The organism is Streptomyces calvus (assembly GCF_006782915.1).
Classification (GTDB): Bacteria; Actinomycetota; Actinomycetes; order Streptomycetales; family Streptomycetaceae; genus Streptomyces; species Streptomyces calvus.
Window position 1 is genome coordinate 1 of sequence record NZ_VCNP01000044.1, and the last position, 14961, is coordinate 14961.

10 protein-coding genes and 2 rRNA genes are annotated in these 14961 nt (G+C 73.0%); 7 read left to right on the forward strand and 5 right to left on the reverse strand.

Annotated elements, in window-relative coordinates; all coding sequences use genetic code 11:
- A 23S ribosomal RNA gene (locus FGW31_RS20995) occupies positions 1–619 on the forward strand; the annotation flags it as partial.
- Positions 620–703: 84 nt separating this feature from the next.
- Positions 704–820 (forward strand): 5S ribosomal RNA (gene rrf, locus FGW31_RS21000).
- Positions 821–919: 99 nt separating this feature from the next.
- Here rrf and FGW31_RS21005 read toward each other — a convergent pair.
- From FGW31_RS21005 to FGW31_RS21025, 5 genes are read right to left on the reverse strand one after another with little or no spacing between them, the layout of a single operon-like run.
- Positions 920–2230 carry a DUF58 domain-containing protein gene (locus FGW31_RS21005; RefSeq protein WP_142195012.1) on the reverse strand — a complete coding sequence of 437 codons (1311 nt, stop codon included), beginning with the start codon at positions 2228–2230 and terminating at the stop codon, positions 920–922.
- Positions 2230–3219 carry an AAA family ATPase gene (locus FGW31_RS21010; protein ID WP_142195013.1) on the reverse strand — a complete coding sequence of 330 codons (990 nt, stop codon included), beginning with the start codon at positions 3217–3219 and terminating at the stop codon, positions 2230–2232. The genes FGW31_RS21005 and FGW31_RS21010 overlap by 1 nt, the downstream gene beginning before the upstream one ends.
- Entirely contained in the window at positions 3219–4415 is a 1197-nt protein-coding gene (locus FGW31_RS21015) for a DUF4350 domain-containing protein (protein WP_142195014.1), read from the reverse strand. The genes FGW31_RS21010 and FGW31_RS21015 overlap by 1 nt, the downstream gene beginning before the upstream one ends.
- Positions 4412–5161 (reverse strand): DUF4129 domain-containing protein, encoded by a 750-nt coding sequence (locus FGW31_RS21020; RefSeq protein ID WP_142195015.1) that lies wholly within the window; start codon positions 5159–5161, stop codon positions 4412–4414. Before FGW31_RS21020 ends, FGW31_RS21015 begins: the two co-directional genes overlap by 4 nt.
- 4 nt (positions 5162–5165) lie before the next feature.
- Positions 5166–6554, reverse strand: coding sequence for a DUF7544 domain-containing protein (locus FGW31_RS21025; protein ID WP_142195016.1), 1389 nt, complete (start codon positions 6552–6554; stop codon positions 5166–5168).
- Positions 6555–6694: 140 nt separating this feature from the next.
- Here FGW31_RS21025 and mtnA point away from each other — a divergent pair, with 140 nt between their 5' ends.
- The 5 genes from mtnA (at position 6695) to FGW31_RS21050 (ending at position 14684) form a co-directional block, all read left to right on the forward strand.
- Positions 6695–7843: an S-methyl-5-thioribose-1-phosphate isomerase gene (mtnA, locus tag FGW31_RS21030; RefSeq protein WP_142195017.1), complete on the forward strand. Its 1149-nt coding sequence runs from the start codon at positions 6695–6697 to the stop codon at positions 7841–7843.
- Positions 7844–8358: 515 nt separating this feature from the next.
- Complete coding sequence (mtrA, locus tag FGW31_RS21035; RefSeq protein ID WP_004987303.1) at positions 8359–9048, forward strand: two-component system response regulator MtrA; 690 nt, start codon at positions 8359–8361, stop codon at positions 9046–9048.
- Position 9049: 1 nt separating this feature from the next.
- Complete coding sequence (gene mtrB, locus FGW31_RS21040; protein WP_233452540.1) at positions 9050–11605, forward strand: MtrAB system histidine kinase MtrB; 2556 nt, start codon at positions 9050–9052, stop codon at positions 11603–11605.
- Positions 11595–13430: an LpqB family beta-propeller domain-containing protein gene (locus tag FGW31_RS21045; RefSeq protein ID WP_142195018.1), complete on the forward strand. Its 1836-nt coding sequence runs from the start codon at positions 11595–11597 to the stop codon at positions 13428–13430. Before mtrB ends, FGW31_RS21045 begins: the two co-directional genes overlap by 11 nt.
- Before the next feature lie 300 nt (positions 13431–13730).
- A complete protein-coding gene (locus tag FGW31_RS21050; protein ID WP_142195019.1) occupies positions 13731–14684 on the forward strand; it encodes a ComF family protein in 954 nt (317 codons plus the stop codon).
- Positions 14685–14961: the final 277 nt, after the last annotated feature.

Below are 14961 nucleotides of genomic sequence, written 5' to 3' on the forward strand. Positions count from 1 at the left end.
GCCCAAAGGTTCCCTCAGCCTGGTTGGCAATCAGGTGTTGAGTGTAAGTGCACAAGGGAGCTTGACTGTGAGACCGACGGGTCGAGCAGGGACGAAAGTCGGGACTAGTGATCCGGCGGTGGCTTGTGGAAGCGCCGTCGCTCAACGGATAAAAGGTACCCCGGGGATAACAGGCTGATCTTCCCCAAGAGTCCATATCGACGGGATGGTTTGGCACCTCGATGTCGGCTCGTCGCATCCTGGGGCTGGAGTCGGTCCCAAGGGTTGGGCTGTTCGCCCATTAAAGCGGTACGCGAGCTGGGTTTAGAACGTCGTGAGACAGTTCGGTCCCTATCCGCTGTGCGCGTAGGAGTCTTGAGAAGGGCTGTCCCTAGTACGAGAGGACCGGGACGGACGAACCTCTGGTGTGCCAGTTGTTCTGCCAAGGGCATGGCTGGTTGGCTACGTTCGGGAGGGATAACCGCTGAAAGCATCTAAGCGGGAAGCCTGCTTCGAGATGAGGACTCCCACCCACTTGATGGGGTAAGGCTCCCAGTAGACGACTGGGTTGATAGGCCGGATATGGAAGCACGGTAACGTGTGGAGTTGACCGGTACTAATAGGCCGAGGGCTTGTCCTCAGTTGCTCGCGTCCACTGTGTTGGTTCTGAAACCACGAACAACCCCATGTGTCATGCATGGTGCGGTTGTCAGTTTCATAGTGTTTCGGTGGTCATAGCGTAGGGGAAACGCCCGGTTACATTCCGAACCCGGAAGCTAAGCCTTACAGCGCCGATGGTACTGCAGGGGGGACCCTGTGGGAGAGTAGGACGCCGCCGAACAATTTTTGTGGAAAACCCCGCACCGGGCCGGTGCGGGGTTTTCTGCGTTCAGGGAGCGAAGCCTGCCCCGCTCCTTCCCCGCAAGTGGTCTTCGTTTTCTTACAGGCGTCCTGCTGCCTTCAAGGCGAGATAGGCGTCCGCGAGAGCCGGCGCGAGCTCGTCCGGGGTCGCGTCCACGACCGTGACGCCGTGCCGACGCAGTTGATCCGCCGTGCGGTCGCGCTCCGTCTGTGCCTGGGCGGCCGCGGCGGCCTCATAGACGGCATCGGCACTGCCGCGGGCTGTGGCCATCCCGGCGATGTGCGGGTCGGCCACCGAGGCCACGAGAACCGTGTGCCGCTGGGTCAGGCCCGTCAGAACGGGCAGCAGGCCCTCCTCGATAGGGGCCGCGTCCAGTGCCGTGAGCAGCACGATCAGGGACCGGCGGGGCGTCGTACGGAGTGCCGCGGCCGTCAGACCACGGGCGTCCGTCTCGACGAGCTCGGGCTCCAGCGTGGCCATGGCGTTGACGAGGGACGGCAGGACATCCCCGGCGCTGCGGCCCTGGACAAGGGCGCGCACACGGCGGTCGTAGGCCATAAGAGCCACACGGTCGCCGGCGCGGGACGCCAGGGCGGCGAGGAGCAGGGCCGCGTCCATCGAGGCATCCAGACGAGGGACGTCGCCGACGCGGCCCGCGGAGGTACGGCCCGTGTCGAGGACCAGAAGGATGTGACGGTCGCGCTCGGGACGCCACGTGCGTACCGCGACCGCGGACTGACGGGCTGTGGCACGCCAGTCGATGGAACGGGTGTCGTCACCCGGGACGTACTCGCGCAGGCTGTCGAACTCCGTTCCCTCGCCTCGGGTCAGCACACTGGTGCGGCCGTCCAGCTCGCGCAGGCGGGCCAGCTTCGACGGCAGGTGCTTCCGGCTGGTGAAAGGCGGCAGGACGCGTACCGTCCACGGCACCTCGTGCGTGCCCTGGCGGGCGAAGAGACCGAGAGGGCCGTAGGAGCGGACGGTGACGCGGTCGGCCCGGCGGTCGCCGCGGCGCGTGGGACGCAGACGCGTCGTGAGGCGCCGGCGCTCACCCGGAGGAACCCGCACGGTGTGGCGGGACGCCGCCGACTCCGTGCCGGGCTGCCAACTGCTCGGGGGCCAGGCATCGCGGACGCGGGCACGCAAGGGCCGCCGCGACGGGTTCGTCACGGTCAGCGTGACGTCGGCGGCGTCGCCCAGACGCACCGAGGCGTCGCCGGAGCGGGTCAGACCCAGGCGGCGCACGGGGGCGGCCAGGGCGAAGTCGCAGGCACAGGCCACGGCGAGAGGAGCGTTGACGGCGAGGACGCCCGTCCAGCCGGGTTCCCAGATGCCGACGGGGAGAGAGCCGAGAGCCGCGAGCAGCGCGGCGCGTCCGGTGAAAGCCATCAGCGGGGCACGGGGACGTGGGCGAGGATCGCGTTGATGACCGAGTCGGCCGTCACGCCCTCCATCTCGGCCTCCGGGCGCAGCTGGACACGGTGGCGCAGCGTCGGCAGAGCCAGGGCCTTCACGTCGTCCGGAATGACGTAGTCACGGCCCGTCAGCCAGGCCCACGCGCGTGCGGTGGCCAGCAGGGCGGTCGCCCCGCGCGGGGACACGCCGAGCGTGAGGGACGGCGACTCGCGGGTGGCGCGGCAGATGTCCACGACGTACGCGGTGATCTCGGGAGAGACGGTCGTGGCGGCGACCGCGCGGCGTGCCGCCTCCAGGTCCGCGGCGTTCGCGACGGGGCGTACGCCGGCGGCGCGCAGGTCGCGCGGGTCGAAGCCGTCGGCGTGGCGGGTGAGGACGTCGATCTCGTCCTGGCGGGAAGGGAGCGGGATGGTCAGCTTGAGGAGGAAGCGGTCCAGCTGCGCCTCGGGGAGGGGGTAGGTGCCCTCGTACTCGACCGGGTTCTGGGTCGCGGCGACCAGGAAGGGGTCCGGGAGGGGCCGGGGCGTGCCGTCGACCGTGACCTGGCGTTCCTCCATGGCCTCCAGGAGGGATGACTGGGTCTTCGGAGGCGTGCGGTTGATCTCGTCCGCCAGGAGGAGGTTGGTGAAGACCGGTCCGGGCTGGAAGGAGAACTCGGCGGTGCGGGCGTCGTAGACCAGGGAGCCGGTGACGTCGCTCGGCATCAGGTCCGGGGTGAACTGCACGCGCTTGGTGTCGAGTTCCAGAGCGGCGGCGAGAGCACGGACGAGGAGGGTCTTGGCGACGCCGGGCACGCCTTCCAGGAGGACGTGACCGCGGCAGAGGAGGGCGACGACGAGACCGGTCACCGCGGGGTCCTGGCCGACCACGGCCTTGGCGATCTCGGCGCGCAGGGCCTCCAGGGAGGCCCGGGCGGCGGCCGGGTCCCCGGTGTGCGCGGCGTTGTCAGTGGTCGGGTCCATCATGGACGGCGTACCTCTCTTTCGAGGGCGTCGAGTTGGTCGGCGAGCCGGATGAGTGCCGCGTCGTCGCCGGGCGGCGGGCCGAAGAGGAGAGCGTGCAGCAACTGTCCGTCGCCGTGGAGGCGGGCGGACAGTGCGGGGAGCAGGGCCTCGGGCGCGTGCGCCTGGGAGACGGGGACGCCGACGAGGGGGGCGAGGCGGGTGCGCGTGGTGGAGCGAAGAGCGGCGGCGGCGCGGTCGCGGGCGTTCGCCTTGCGGTAGAGGCGGGCGCGGCCTTCGACGGTTTCGGAGGCGCGGATCGCCACGGGAAGGTTCTCCAGCACCAGAGGGCCGAGCCGGCGTGCCCGCCACAGGGCCGCCAGGGCTGCGGCGACGAAGAGTTGCAGGGTGCCCCACAGCCAGCCGGAGGGCAGCAGGTCGAACAGGTCGCGCTCGCCGTCCCCGGAGGCGGTGGGGGCGTCGGCGGGCGAGGGGAGGTACCAGACCAGATGGGTGCGCGAGCCGAGGAGTTGGAGGGCGAGCGAGGCGTTGCCGTGCTCGTCGAGGCGGTCGTTGAGGAGGATGTCGGGCGAGCCGAGGAGAACGGTGTCGCCGTCGCCGGAGGGTGCCGGGATGCGCAGCAGGGTGGACAGGCGCTGGCTCGGGTAGCACTCGTCGGCGGTCAGATGGGTGGTGCTGTAGCGGATGCCGCCGGTGTCGGCGCTGCCCGCGCGGCGGGCGGCGGGCAGATCGCAGTCGGGGGACAGCGTGGAGTCGAAGCTGGTGGCCGGGTCGGCGGTGACGCCGGGGGCGAGGCGTTCCACGGAGGCGCTGCCGGAGGAGATCAGGACGGTGCGGCCGCGGGAGCCGATGAAGGCGGAGTGCAGCCGGGTCTGCTGGCTGGGGGTCAGCAGGTCGGGGACGGCGACCAGGAGGGTGGTGTCGGGGGCGGCGGCCGCGGCAGCCTCGTCGAGCGTGGTGACGACACGCGTGTCCACGCCCCGGTCGGCCAGCAACTGGGCGACGGCACGGCTGCCGTAGGGGTCGGCGGAGCGCGGGTCGAGCCGGCCGTGCCGGGCGTCGGAGCGGATGACGGCGATCGCGACGGCCGCCACGGTCAGCAGCACCAGCGCGAGGACGACGCCCCGCGTGCGGGTCCACACCTGGCGGGCGGTGGGCGAGGCCGAGGTGGACGGGCGTGTGGCCTCGGTCGTCATCCGGCGGCTCCCCGTTGTGCGGCCGTGCCCGTGCCGCCGGCGCCGCTGTTCGCGAGCCGGGGCTTGGAGCGCTCCAGGGCGCGGTCGAGTTCGGCGATCCGCCGGTACGACTCCTCGGTGGCGGCCCGGCCGCCGTACGTCACGTCGTCGAAGGAGCGGGCGGCGGAGTGCAGTCCGTCGCTGTGGGCGGGCAGGGCGCCGGCGGCTTCCGCGGCGGCCTCGTCGGCGGTGCGGCCGGGACGGACGTCGAGCAGGGCGCGTTCCTCCAGAGAGCGGACGATGGCCCGCATGCCTTCCTGGACGGCCTGGTTCCAGTGGCCCTGGGCGGCGTGCGCCTCGGCGGCCGCGCGGTGTTCGGCGGCGCTGCGGGGACGGTCGTCGAAGAGGGCCGGCGCCGGGGTCGGCGGACGGCGCGGGGTGCCCAGGCGCCACCACAGCGCGCCCAGGACGGCGACCACGGCCGCGACGATGACGACCAGGCCGAGCGTGCCGCCCGGTGACGCGGTGGCGGCGGCGTCGAACAGTTTGCCCACCCACTCCCAGAAGGCGTCGAGGGCCCGCTGGAACCAACCGGGGTCGTTCTCGTGGTACATGCGCTTGGACAGCTCGCGGCGGGCCGCCTCCCGCGCCGGATCGCGCGGGACGGTGACGGGCGGCTCGTCGTCGCGCAGCAGCAGCCGCACCGCCGTGTCCGCGGCCGCGGGCAGGGCCTGTACGGCTGTGAGAACTCCCCCCGTGGTGCTCACCGCATCAGCTCCCCGGGGTGGTGCCGTCGCCCTGGACGCCTGCGGCGCGGGCGAGTTCGAGGTCGAGGGCCTCGCGGCGGATGCGCTGGTCGATGTAGAGCAGCACGGTGACACCGGCCGTGATCGGGAACGTGATCATGGCGCCGATGACCGAGCCGATGCCGCTGACGACGAGGAACGTCCAGCTGATGTCCCCTCCGGCGGTGTTGAGGAAGCCGGAGACGCCGTCGCCGCTCAGTGCGGCGGCGAGGAAGGTGAAGGGGATGATGATGATCGACGCGACGACGTTCGCGATGATCGTCGCGAGCAGCTGGATGCCGAAGACCCGCCACCAGGAACCGCGCACCAGCTTGGCGGAGCGGCTCATCGCCTTCAGGATGCCCTGCTTCTCCAGCATCAGCGTGGGCGAGGCGAGCGAGAAGCGGATCATCAGCCACAGGGCGAGGACGCCGGCGCCGATCAGGCCGAGGACGGTGAGCCCGATGCCCACCTCGCCGCCCGCGGCGAGCGTGACGAGGAAGCCGGGCAGCGCGCCCACGGTGACGATGCCCGCGGTGATGAGCAGCAGCAGGCAGATCAGGCCGAACAGCTTCACCACCTGCGGCCGGGCGTCGCGCCAGGCCTCGCCGATGGTGACCGGCCGGCCGAGTACGGCGCGACTGGTGACGGTCGTGAGCAGGGCGGTCGCGGCGACGGTGCCGACCAGGGTGACCAGGAAGACCACACTGGAGTTGAGCAGGGCGTCGCCCATGGCGTCGGTCAGCTCGCCGAGGGTGGCGCTGGGGTCGTCGAGGGCGGCGGTGCTGGTGCTGTCGAGCACCAGGCCCTGCAGCAGGACGACGACGATCTCCGTGAAGACGGCGACGGTCAGCGAGATGCCGAGGACGGTGCGCCAGTAGGTGCGCATGGTGGAGACGGCGCCGTCGAGGATCTCACCGACGCCGAGCGGGCGGAGCGGGATCACACCGGGCTTCGCCGCGGGCGGAGGGCCGCCCCAGCCGCCGCCCCAACCGGCTCCCCAGGAACCGTGTCCTCCGGGACCGCCCGGGCCGCCGTGGCCGCCGCCGGGCGGTGCACCCCAGCCAGGGCCGGGCGGCGGAGGCGGGGGAGTGCGGGACGGTTCACCGGGGCCGGGACGGCCGGTGGGTGCGGACCACTGGCCGGGCGGCGGCTGCTCCTTGGACCACTTCACGCCGGACTCCCGCGGGCCCTGGCCGGGGCCCTGCGGACCTTCGCCGGGCTCCTGAGGGCCCTGGCCGGGCTGCTGGGTCCGGTCGGCCGGCGGCTCGGACCGATGCGGACGGCCTGCGGGCTCGGCAGGTCCGGACGCACCGGGTTCCTGCCCTTCGGACGGGGCGGATCCGGGCGAGGCCCAGCCCGGAGTGTCGTTCATCGTCGCTCCTTCACGGTGCCCGTCCGCGGTCGCGGCGGCAGCTTGGCAGCCATCGTGCCATGGGGTGGTCATCGGCGGACCGGGCGAGGTCGGGGCTGTGCACCTTCAATAGTCGGTGCCGCAGCGGGCAGACTGGCCGCATGGCTGATCAGTACGCACACAGCGGCGACAACAAGCGGCCGACCGAGATCCCGGCACTGCGCTGGGAAGAGCCACCCGAAGGCCCCGTCCTGGTCCTGCTCGACCAGACGAGGCTGCCGGCCGAGGAGGTCGAACTCGTCTGCACGGACGCTCCCGCGCTGGTGGAGGCGATCCGCTCGCTCGCCGTGCGCGGCGCACCCCTGCTGGGCATCGCGGGGGCGTACGGTGTCGCGCTCGCCGCCGTACGCGGCTACGACGTGGACGACGCGGCGGCGGCGCTGGAGAGCGCCCGGCCCACCGCGGTGAACCTCGCCGTCGGCGTGCGCCGGGCGTACGCCGCGCACCAGGACGCGCTCGCCCGGGGCGGCGATCCGAGGCAGGCCGCCGGGGCGGCGCTGGCCGCCGCGCGGCAGCTGCACCGGGAGGACGCCGAGGCCAGCGTGCGGATGGCCGAGCACGGGCTGGCCCTGCTGGACGAGCTGCTGCCCGGGGGCGGGCACCGGATCCTCACGCACTGCAACACCGGTTCGCTGGTGTCGGGCGGCGAGGGCACGGCGTTCGCGGTGGCACTGGCGGCGCACCGCGTGGGGCGGCTCAGGCGGCTGTGGGTGGACGAGACGCGTCCGCTGCTGCAGGGCGCCCGCCTGACGGCGTACGAGGCGGCCCGCAGCGGCATGGCGTACACCCTGCTCACCGACAATGCGGCGGGATCGCTGTTCGCGGCGGGCGAGGTGGACGCGGTGCTCATCGGGGCGGACCGCATTGCGGCCGACGGATCGGTGGCGAACAAGGTGGGGAGCTATCCCCTCGCGGTGCTCGCGCGCTACCACCACGTGCCGTTCATCGTGGTGGCGCCGGTGACGACGGTGGATCCGGCGACGCCGGACGGGGCGTCGATCGAGGTCGAGCAGCGGCCCGGCCACGAGGTGACCGAGATCGCGGCGCCGCAGGTACCGACGGCGGGGACGGAGGCCGGGGGTGGGATCCCGGTGGCGCCGCTGGGGACGCAGGCGTACAACCCGGCGTTCGACGTGACACCGCCGGAGCTGGTGACGGCGATCGTCACCGAGGAAGGCGCCGTGTCGCCCGTGACGACCGAGGCCCTGGCCGCGCTGTGCGCGAAGTCCCACCGGCCGGCGACCGGCTGACCGACGACGACCGGCTGACCGACGACGACCGGCTGACCGACGACGTCGTGGCGTCGGCCGACGGAACGGTCCCCGCGTCCGCGTCCGGGTCTGCTGCACGCAGGCCCGGGCGCGGGTGCGGACCCGGGGCGCGGAGGGCCGTGGAGTCTCCGTCAACGGCGATGTCCATCAGCTTGGCCACGGTGCGCCTGCCAAGATCGTCGACGTAGCGCAGATACAAGGCCTCCGTGGCATCCGACGGCCGTGTACAGCCGGTGCGTCCGGGTTCGGCGGGCCGGTACCCAAGGCGCGCGGTGCGTCCCGGAGGCGCGCGGTGCGTCCCGGAGGCGCGCGGTGCGTCCCGGAGGCGAGGGGAGCGGGCCGGGGCGGTGGAGGACGGGTGGCCGGCCGTGAGCCGATGCCGCTTGCGACATCGCGATCGGCGGGCGAGGGCAGACAGTGACACCCTCGTACGACTATGGTCACCAGGCAGTGACGTGCCTCACCTGCGCCTTCGCCGCCGTTATGAGAATGGGATGATGTCGTTTATGAAGGGACGAGTCCTTGTCGTCGACGACGACAGCGCACTGGCCGAGATGCTCGGCATCGTGCTGCGTGGTGAGGGTTTTGAGCCGTCGTTCGTCGCTGACGGCGACAAGGCGCTGGCCGCTTTCCGTGAGACCAAGCCCGATCTGGTGCTCCTGGACCTGATGCTGCCCGGCCGGGACGGCATCGAGGTGTGCCGCCTGATCAGGGCGGAGTCCGGGGTGCCGATCGTGATGCTCACGGCGAAGAGCGACACCGTCGATGTCGTGGTGGGCCTGGAGTCCGGCGCCGACGACTACATCGTGAAGCCGTTCAAGCCGAAGGAGCTGGTCGCCCGCATCCGGGCGCGGCTGCGCAGGTCGGAGGAGCCGGCGCCGGAGCAGCTCGCCATCGGCGACCTGGTGATCGACGTGGCCGGTCACTCGGTGAAGCGGGACGGGCAGTCCATCGCGCTGACGCCGCTGGAGTTCGACCTGCTGGTCGCGCTCGCCCGCAAGCCGTGGCAGGTGTTCACGCGTGAGGTGCTGCTGGAGCAGGTCTGGGGCTACCGCCACGCGGCGGACACGCGCCTGGTGAATGTGCATGTCCAGCGGCTGCGCTCCAAGGTCGAGAAGGACCCGGAGAAGCCGGAGATCGTGGTGACCGTCCGTGGTGTCGGGTACAAGGCAGGACCGAGCTGACATGTCCGGTGACAGTGCCGCTTCGGCGCCCGGCCGGTCCGGGGGCCGTCCGGGGCGGCCTGTCGGCCGGAAGACGCCCGGCACCCGCTGGGGACGCCTGCTGGAGGGCGGGCTGCTGCAGGGCGGAGTGCAGGGCAGCCCGGTCATCCGGCTGTTCGTGCGCTGGGTGCGCCGGCCGCTGCTGCCCGTCATGCGGCTGTGGCGCCGCAACATCCAGCTCAAGGTCGTCGTCACGACGCTGCTGATGTCGCTGGGCGTGGTCCTGCTGCTGGGCTTCGTCGTCATCGGCCAGGTGCGCAACGGTCTGCTCGACGCCAAGGTGAAGGCCTCGCAGAGCCAGGCCACCGGCGGATTCGCGGTGGCCAAGCAACAGGCCGAGGAGGCCGTGAGCGTCACCGGCGTGGACGGCGGCACCGCCGCGGACGGCCGTCCCTCGCAGAGCGTCATCCAGTGGATGAGCGACCTCGTGGAGTCGCTGTCCAGCGGCGGTCAGGGCGCCTTCGACGTGGTGACCCTGCCTGCCGGCGACGCGAGCGGCAGCGGGCGCGGACCGCGCGCCTCCGGTGAGGTCAACCCGACCGCGAGTGTGCCCGCGGAACTGCGCGAACGCATCGACAGCAGCACGTCTGCGGCCCAGAGCTACACACGCATCGTCTACGACACCAACAAGCCCTCCCAGCCCGGCCTGGTCATCGGCAAGCAGGTCAACGACCCCAACAGCGACCCGTACCAGCTGTACTACCTCTTCCCGCTCACCCAGGAGGAGAAGTCGCTCAGCCTGGTCAAGGGCACCCTGGCGACGGCCGGTCTGTTCGTCGTCGTACTCCTCGGGGCGATCGCCTGGCTCGTGGTGCGCCAGGTGGTCACGCCGGTGCGGATGGCGGCCGGGATCGCCGAGCGGCTGTCCGCCGGGCGGCTCCAGGAGCGGATGAAGGTCACCGGCGAGGACGACATCGCGCGACTCGGCGAGGCCTTCAACAAGATGGCGCAGAACCTCCAGTTGAAGATCAACCAGCTGGAGGACCTGTCGCGGATGCAGCGCCGGTTCGTGTCGGACGTGTCGCACGAGCTGCGGACACCTCTGACGACGGTGCGGATGGCCGCGGACGTCATCCACGAGGCCCGCGAGGACTTCGACCCGGTGACCGCACGGTCGGCCGAACTCCTCGCCGACCAGCTCGACCGGTTCGAGTCGCTGCTCGCGGACCTGCTGGAGATCAGCCGCTTCGACGCGGGCGCGGCGGCGCTGGAGGCCGAGCCGATCGACCTGCGCGACGTCGTGCGGCGCGTGGTCAGCGGGGCGGAGCCGCTCGCCGAGCGCAAGGGCACCCGGATCAGGATCGTCGGCGACCAGCAGCCCGTCGTCGCCGAGGCGGACGCCCGGCGCGTGGAGCGGGTGCTGCGCAACCTCGTCGTCAACGCCGTGGAGCACGGCGAAGGCAAGGACGTCGTCGTCAAGCTGGCCGCGGCCGGCGGGGCGGTCGCGGTCGCGGTGCGCGACTACGGCGTCGGACTCAAGCCCGGCGAGGCGACCCGCGTCTTCAGCCGCTTCTGGCGGGCCGACCCGGCCCGCGCACGCACCACAGGCGGTACGGGACTGGGGCTGTCCATCGCCCTGGAGGACGCGCGGCTGCACGGCGGCTGGCTCCAGGCGTGGGGTGAGCCGGGCGGCGGCTCGCAGTTCCGGCTGACGCTGCCGAGGACGGCGGACGAGCCGCTCAGGGGCTCCCCCATCCCCCTCGAACCCAAGGACTCACGGCGCAACCGCGGACTGGACGACGCCGGCCTGCCGCGCGGCGGCCGGAACGACGAGAAGCGCGCCACCGTGCCGGCGCAGCCGGCCGGCGCCGACGGCTGCGCCCGGGCGGCCCGCGACCCGCTGGCGCTGCGGCCCACCGGCGCGACCCCCACGGCCGACCCCGCCGCGCTGCCGGGCAACGGCGCGCGCGTGGTGGCCCGTCCCGGAGCGGCCAACGGCACGCCCGGCGCGCCGGACGGCGGCGCCGCGGGCGGAACCCCGTCGGCGCGCGGCGGTGACGGCGCGGCGCGGGACGCGGACGCCGGTGCCGTGGAGCGTGACGGTGGCGTGCACGTGGGACGGTCCGGTGGCGAGCACGCGGGACAGTCCGAAACCGAGCACGTGGGGCGTTCCGGTGGCGTGGAGCGTGACGGTGGCGAACACGTGGGACGTTCCGGTGGCGAGCACCTGGGACGTTCCGAGGCCGAACACGTGGGACGGTCCGAGGCCGAGCACGTGGGCCGTTCCGGTGCCGAACAGGCGGGACGTTCCGGTGGCGAGGACGTGGGACGGTCCGAGGCCGAGTACGCGGGACGTTCCGGTGCCGTGCAGGCCACAGGCGCCGGCCGGGCGTGGGCGGGCCCCGACGGGACCGTGGGACGGCCGGACGGCGGCACCGGGCGGCGGACGCCGGACGGCGGCGGCAGGGGCGCGGGAGGACAGGGAGCGGACGTGCGTGCCGGGGGTGGCGCCGGCGGCGAAGGGCCGGGCGGCGGTACGGGTGCGTGGAAGGACGGGGAGGCTTCGCGTGGGCGGTGAACGCGTCGGGCGCGGCCGGGGGTCGTCGGTGCGGACGGTGGCGTGGGCCGCCGGCGGAGTCGTCCTGCTGGCCGGGTGCGCCTCGATGCCCGACAGCGGGGACCTGCGGGGCGTCGAGTCCACGCCGCGGCAGGACACCCAGGTGCGGGTGTTCGCCATGCCGCCCAGCGAGGACGCCACCCCCACGCAGATCGTGCAGGGCTTCCTGGAGGCGCTGACCAGCGACGACCCGGACTACAAGACCGCGCGGCAGTATCTGACCCCCGAGGCGGCGAAGACCTGGCAGCCCGGACTGTCCACGACCGTGCTGTCGGACGGTCCGGCCGCCCAGGCCGACCCCCAGGACCGGCAGGACACCGGTTCCCTGTCGTACACGCTGACCGGAACCCGGGTCGCCACCGTGGACGCGCAGCAGTCGTTCGCGCCCGCGTCCGGGCCGTACAGCAAGCTGGTGCGCCTCACCAGGGACGACGACGGGCAGTGGCGCATCGACGGGGTGCCGCAGGGCGTCGTCATGGGCGAGTCGGACTTCGAGCGCAACTACATGTCCGTCAACAAGTACTACTTCGCCTCGAGCGGCGAGGCGGCCGCGGCCGGGACGCCGCCGGTCGCGGTCGCCGATCCCGTCTACGTGCGCAGCCATGTCGACCCGACGACCCAGATGGTGCGTTCCCTCATCGGCGGGCCCACGACCTGGCTGGACCCCGTCGTCCGGTCGAGCTTCCCGGAGGGCACCGCGCTGCGCAAGGGCGCCGGCCCGCTGACGCCGGACGACCGCGGCACGCTCACCGTGCCGCTCAACGACAGGGCGGCCGAGGTCGGCACCGCCCGGTGCGAGGAGATGGCGGCCCAACTGCTGTTCACCCTGCGCAACCTCAGCCCCGCTGTGGAGGAGATCGAGCTGCGGGCCGGCGGCGGCCGGCTGTGCTCCCTCACCCAGGACGGCGCGGAGACCGTCACCACCCGGGGCGCGCTGCACCAGCCGGACTACCTGTACTTCCTCGACGAGGAGCACCGCCTCGTGCGGATCGCCGCGGGCAGCAGCGACACCGAGCCGGAGCCGGTGCCGGGGGCGCTCGGCGAGGGCGAGCAGGCGCTGCGCTCGGTGGCCGTCGCGCGGGACGAACGCACCGCGGCCGGGGTCGGGCTCGACGGCCGGTCGCTGTTCGTCGGCTCGCTGGTGACCGGCGACTCCCTCGGGGAGCCCGTGCTGCACAGCCGCGGCAAGACCGAGGCGGACCGGCTGACCACGCCCAGCTGGGACGCGCAGGGCGGGCTGTGGGTGGCCGACCGCGACCCCGCCGACCCGCGGCTGTACCTGCTGGAGGAGGGCACCGGCGAACCGCTGGAGGTGAGCACTCCGGGCCTTGACGGCCGGGTGCGGGCGGTGCGGGTCGCCGCCGACGGGGTGCGGATCGCGCTTGTCGTGGAACAGGGCGACCGGCGGTCCCTGCTGGTCGGGCGGATCGAACGGAGCGCACCGGAGGACGGGACCGGCGACCGGCCGGCCGTCACCGTGCTGGGACTCCGCTCCGCGACGCCGGAACTGGAGCAGGTCACGGCCATGTCCTGGGCCGGGGACAGCCGGCTCGTGGTGGTCGGGCGCGAACAGGGCGGCGTCGAGCAGATGAAGTACGTCGCGGTCGACGGCTCCACGCCGGACGTGCCGCCGCCCGCCGCCCTGACCGGCGTCAAGAACGTCACGGCCTCCGAGGACGAACGGGCGCCGCTGGTGGCGTACTCCGTGGACGGCATCGTGCGGCTGCCGTCCGGGGCCCAGTGGCAGAAGGTGACGGAGGGAACCGCGCCCGTCTATCCGGGGTGAGCGTGCCGGTATGTCCGGGGTGAGCGTGCCGGTTTGTCCGGGGTGAGCCGGTCCGCGCCGCGGCCGTCCGCCGCCGAGCGGTGCCGGGCGACGGCCGCGGTGCCGGGCGCAGGGTGCCGTGCTGGGCACAGGCCGCCGTGCTGTGGGCTCGGGCGCCGTCCCCGGGGGAAGGCCGCCGTCCTCGTGGGAATGGGGCCGTCCGGCGCGGAGTGGAGCCGTCCTGGGTGAACGGAGTCGTCCGGTCCGTGTGCGTTGTCCACAGGGGTGGCCGGGGTCGGCGGGCGTTGGCACAGTGAGCCCATGCGGGACTGGTGGCGGGACCTCAACGACCTGGTGCTCCCGGCCGAGTGCGGCGGCTGCGGGAGACCTCGTACGGTGCTGTGCGCGCGGTGCCGCACGGCGTTGAGCGGAGCCGCGCCGCGCCGGGTGCGGCCGGTGCCCGAGCCGCCGGGACTGCCGTCGGTGCACGCGGCGGCCCGGTACGCGGACGAGGTGCGTGCCGCGCTCCTGGCCCACAAGGAGCGAGGGGTCCTGTCCCTCGCCGGACCACTCGGCGCGGCCCTGGCGAAAGCGGTACGGGCCGGGCTGGCGTCGGCGCCCGGGAGCCGGGCCGGGCCCCAGGACGCCCCCGGCGGCCCTCTGTTCCTGGTCCCCGTGCCGTCCGCGCGGCGGGCGGTGCGGGCCCGCGGGCACGATCCCGCCCGGCGGATCGCGTACGCGGCGGCGGGTGAGCTGCGCCGGGCAGGGGTACCCGCACGGGTGCTGCCCGCACTGCGGCAGCGGCGGCACGTGGCCGATCAGTCCGGGCTCAACTCCCGCCAGCGGCTGGCCAATCTGGACGGCGCGCTGACGGTGGCTCCCGGGTGCGGCCGCCTGCTCGCCGGCGGCCGGGTGGTGCTGGTCGACGACCTGATGACGACCGGGGCGTCACTGGCCGAGGCGGCGCGCGCGGTGCGGACGCCGCGGGTCGAGCCGGGGCCCGCGCGGCCCGAAGCGGAACCCGGTCCGGTATCCGGCGCGAGAGCGGATTCGGGAGCCGGATCGAGTATTTCGGGGGCCGCGTTCGTGTACCTGGGTGAGTCCTGGGAAAGGAGAGGAGAACAGTGGAACGGACCGGCTCGACGAAGGATGGGTCGGCGGTCCGGACGGCCGACCGGTGCGGTCGGTCCGGGCCGTGCCGACGGGATCATCGACGTGATGTGCGCGGCCGTCGTCGCGGCATCACCGGACGCTTTTGGAATGCACCGGAACTGATCGAGAACGTGCGTCGTTGCAGGTAATGAGAGGGCCAATTCACCTGAATGGAGGTACGGCGCGGTAGAGGGTGACGACATCCGTCCGGGCGAGATATGTTCGGTTGTGAGGGAAAGCCGCAGGCCACACCTCTCGAATCCGATTGCCGTGCAGCGGGTTTTGGCAATCACCCGCGCCGGTGGACTGGAGATCTCGCCCATGGGGGAGGAGGTGGAAGTCACCGAGTCCGAGGTTCCGGACTTCACCGGAGCCTGGTGCAAAAAGGGAGACGCTCCGC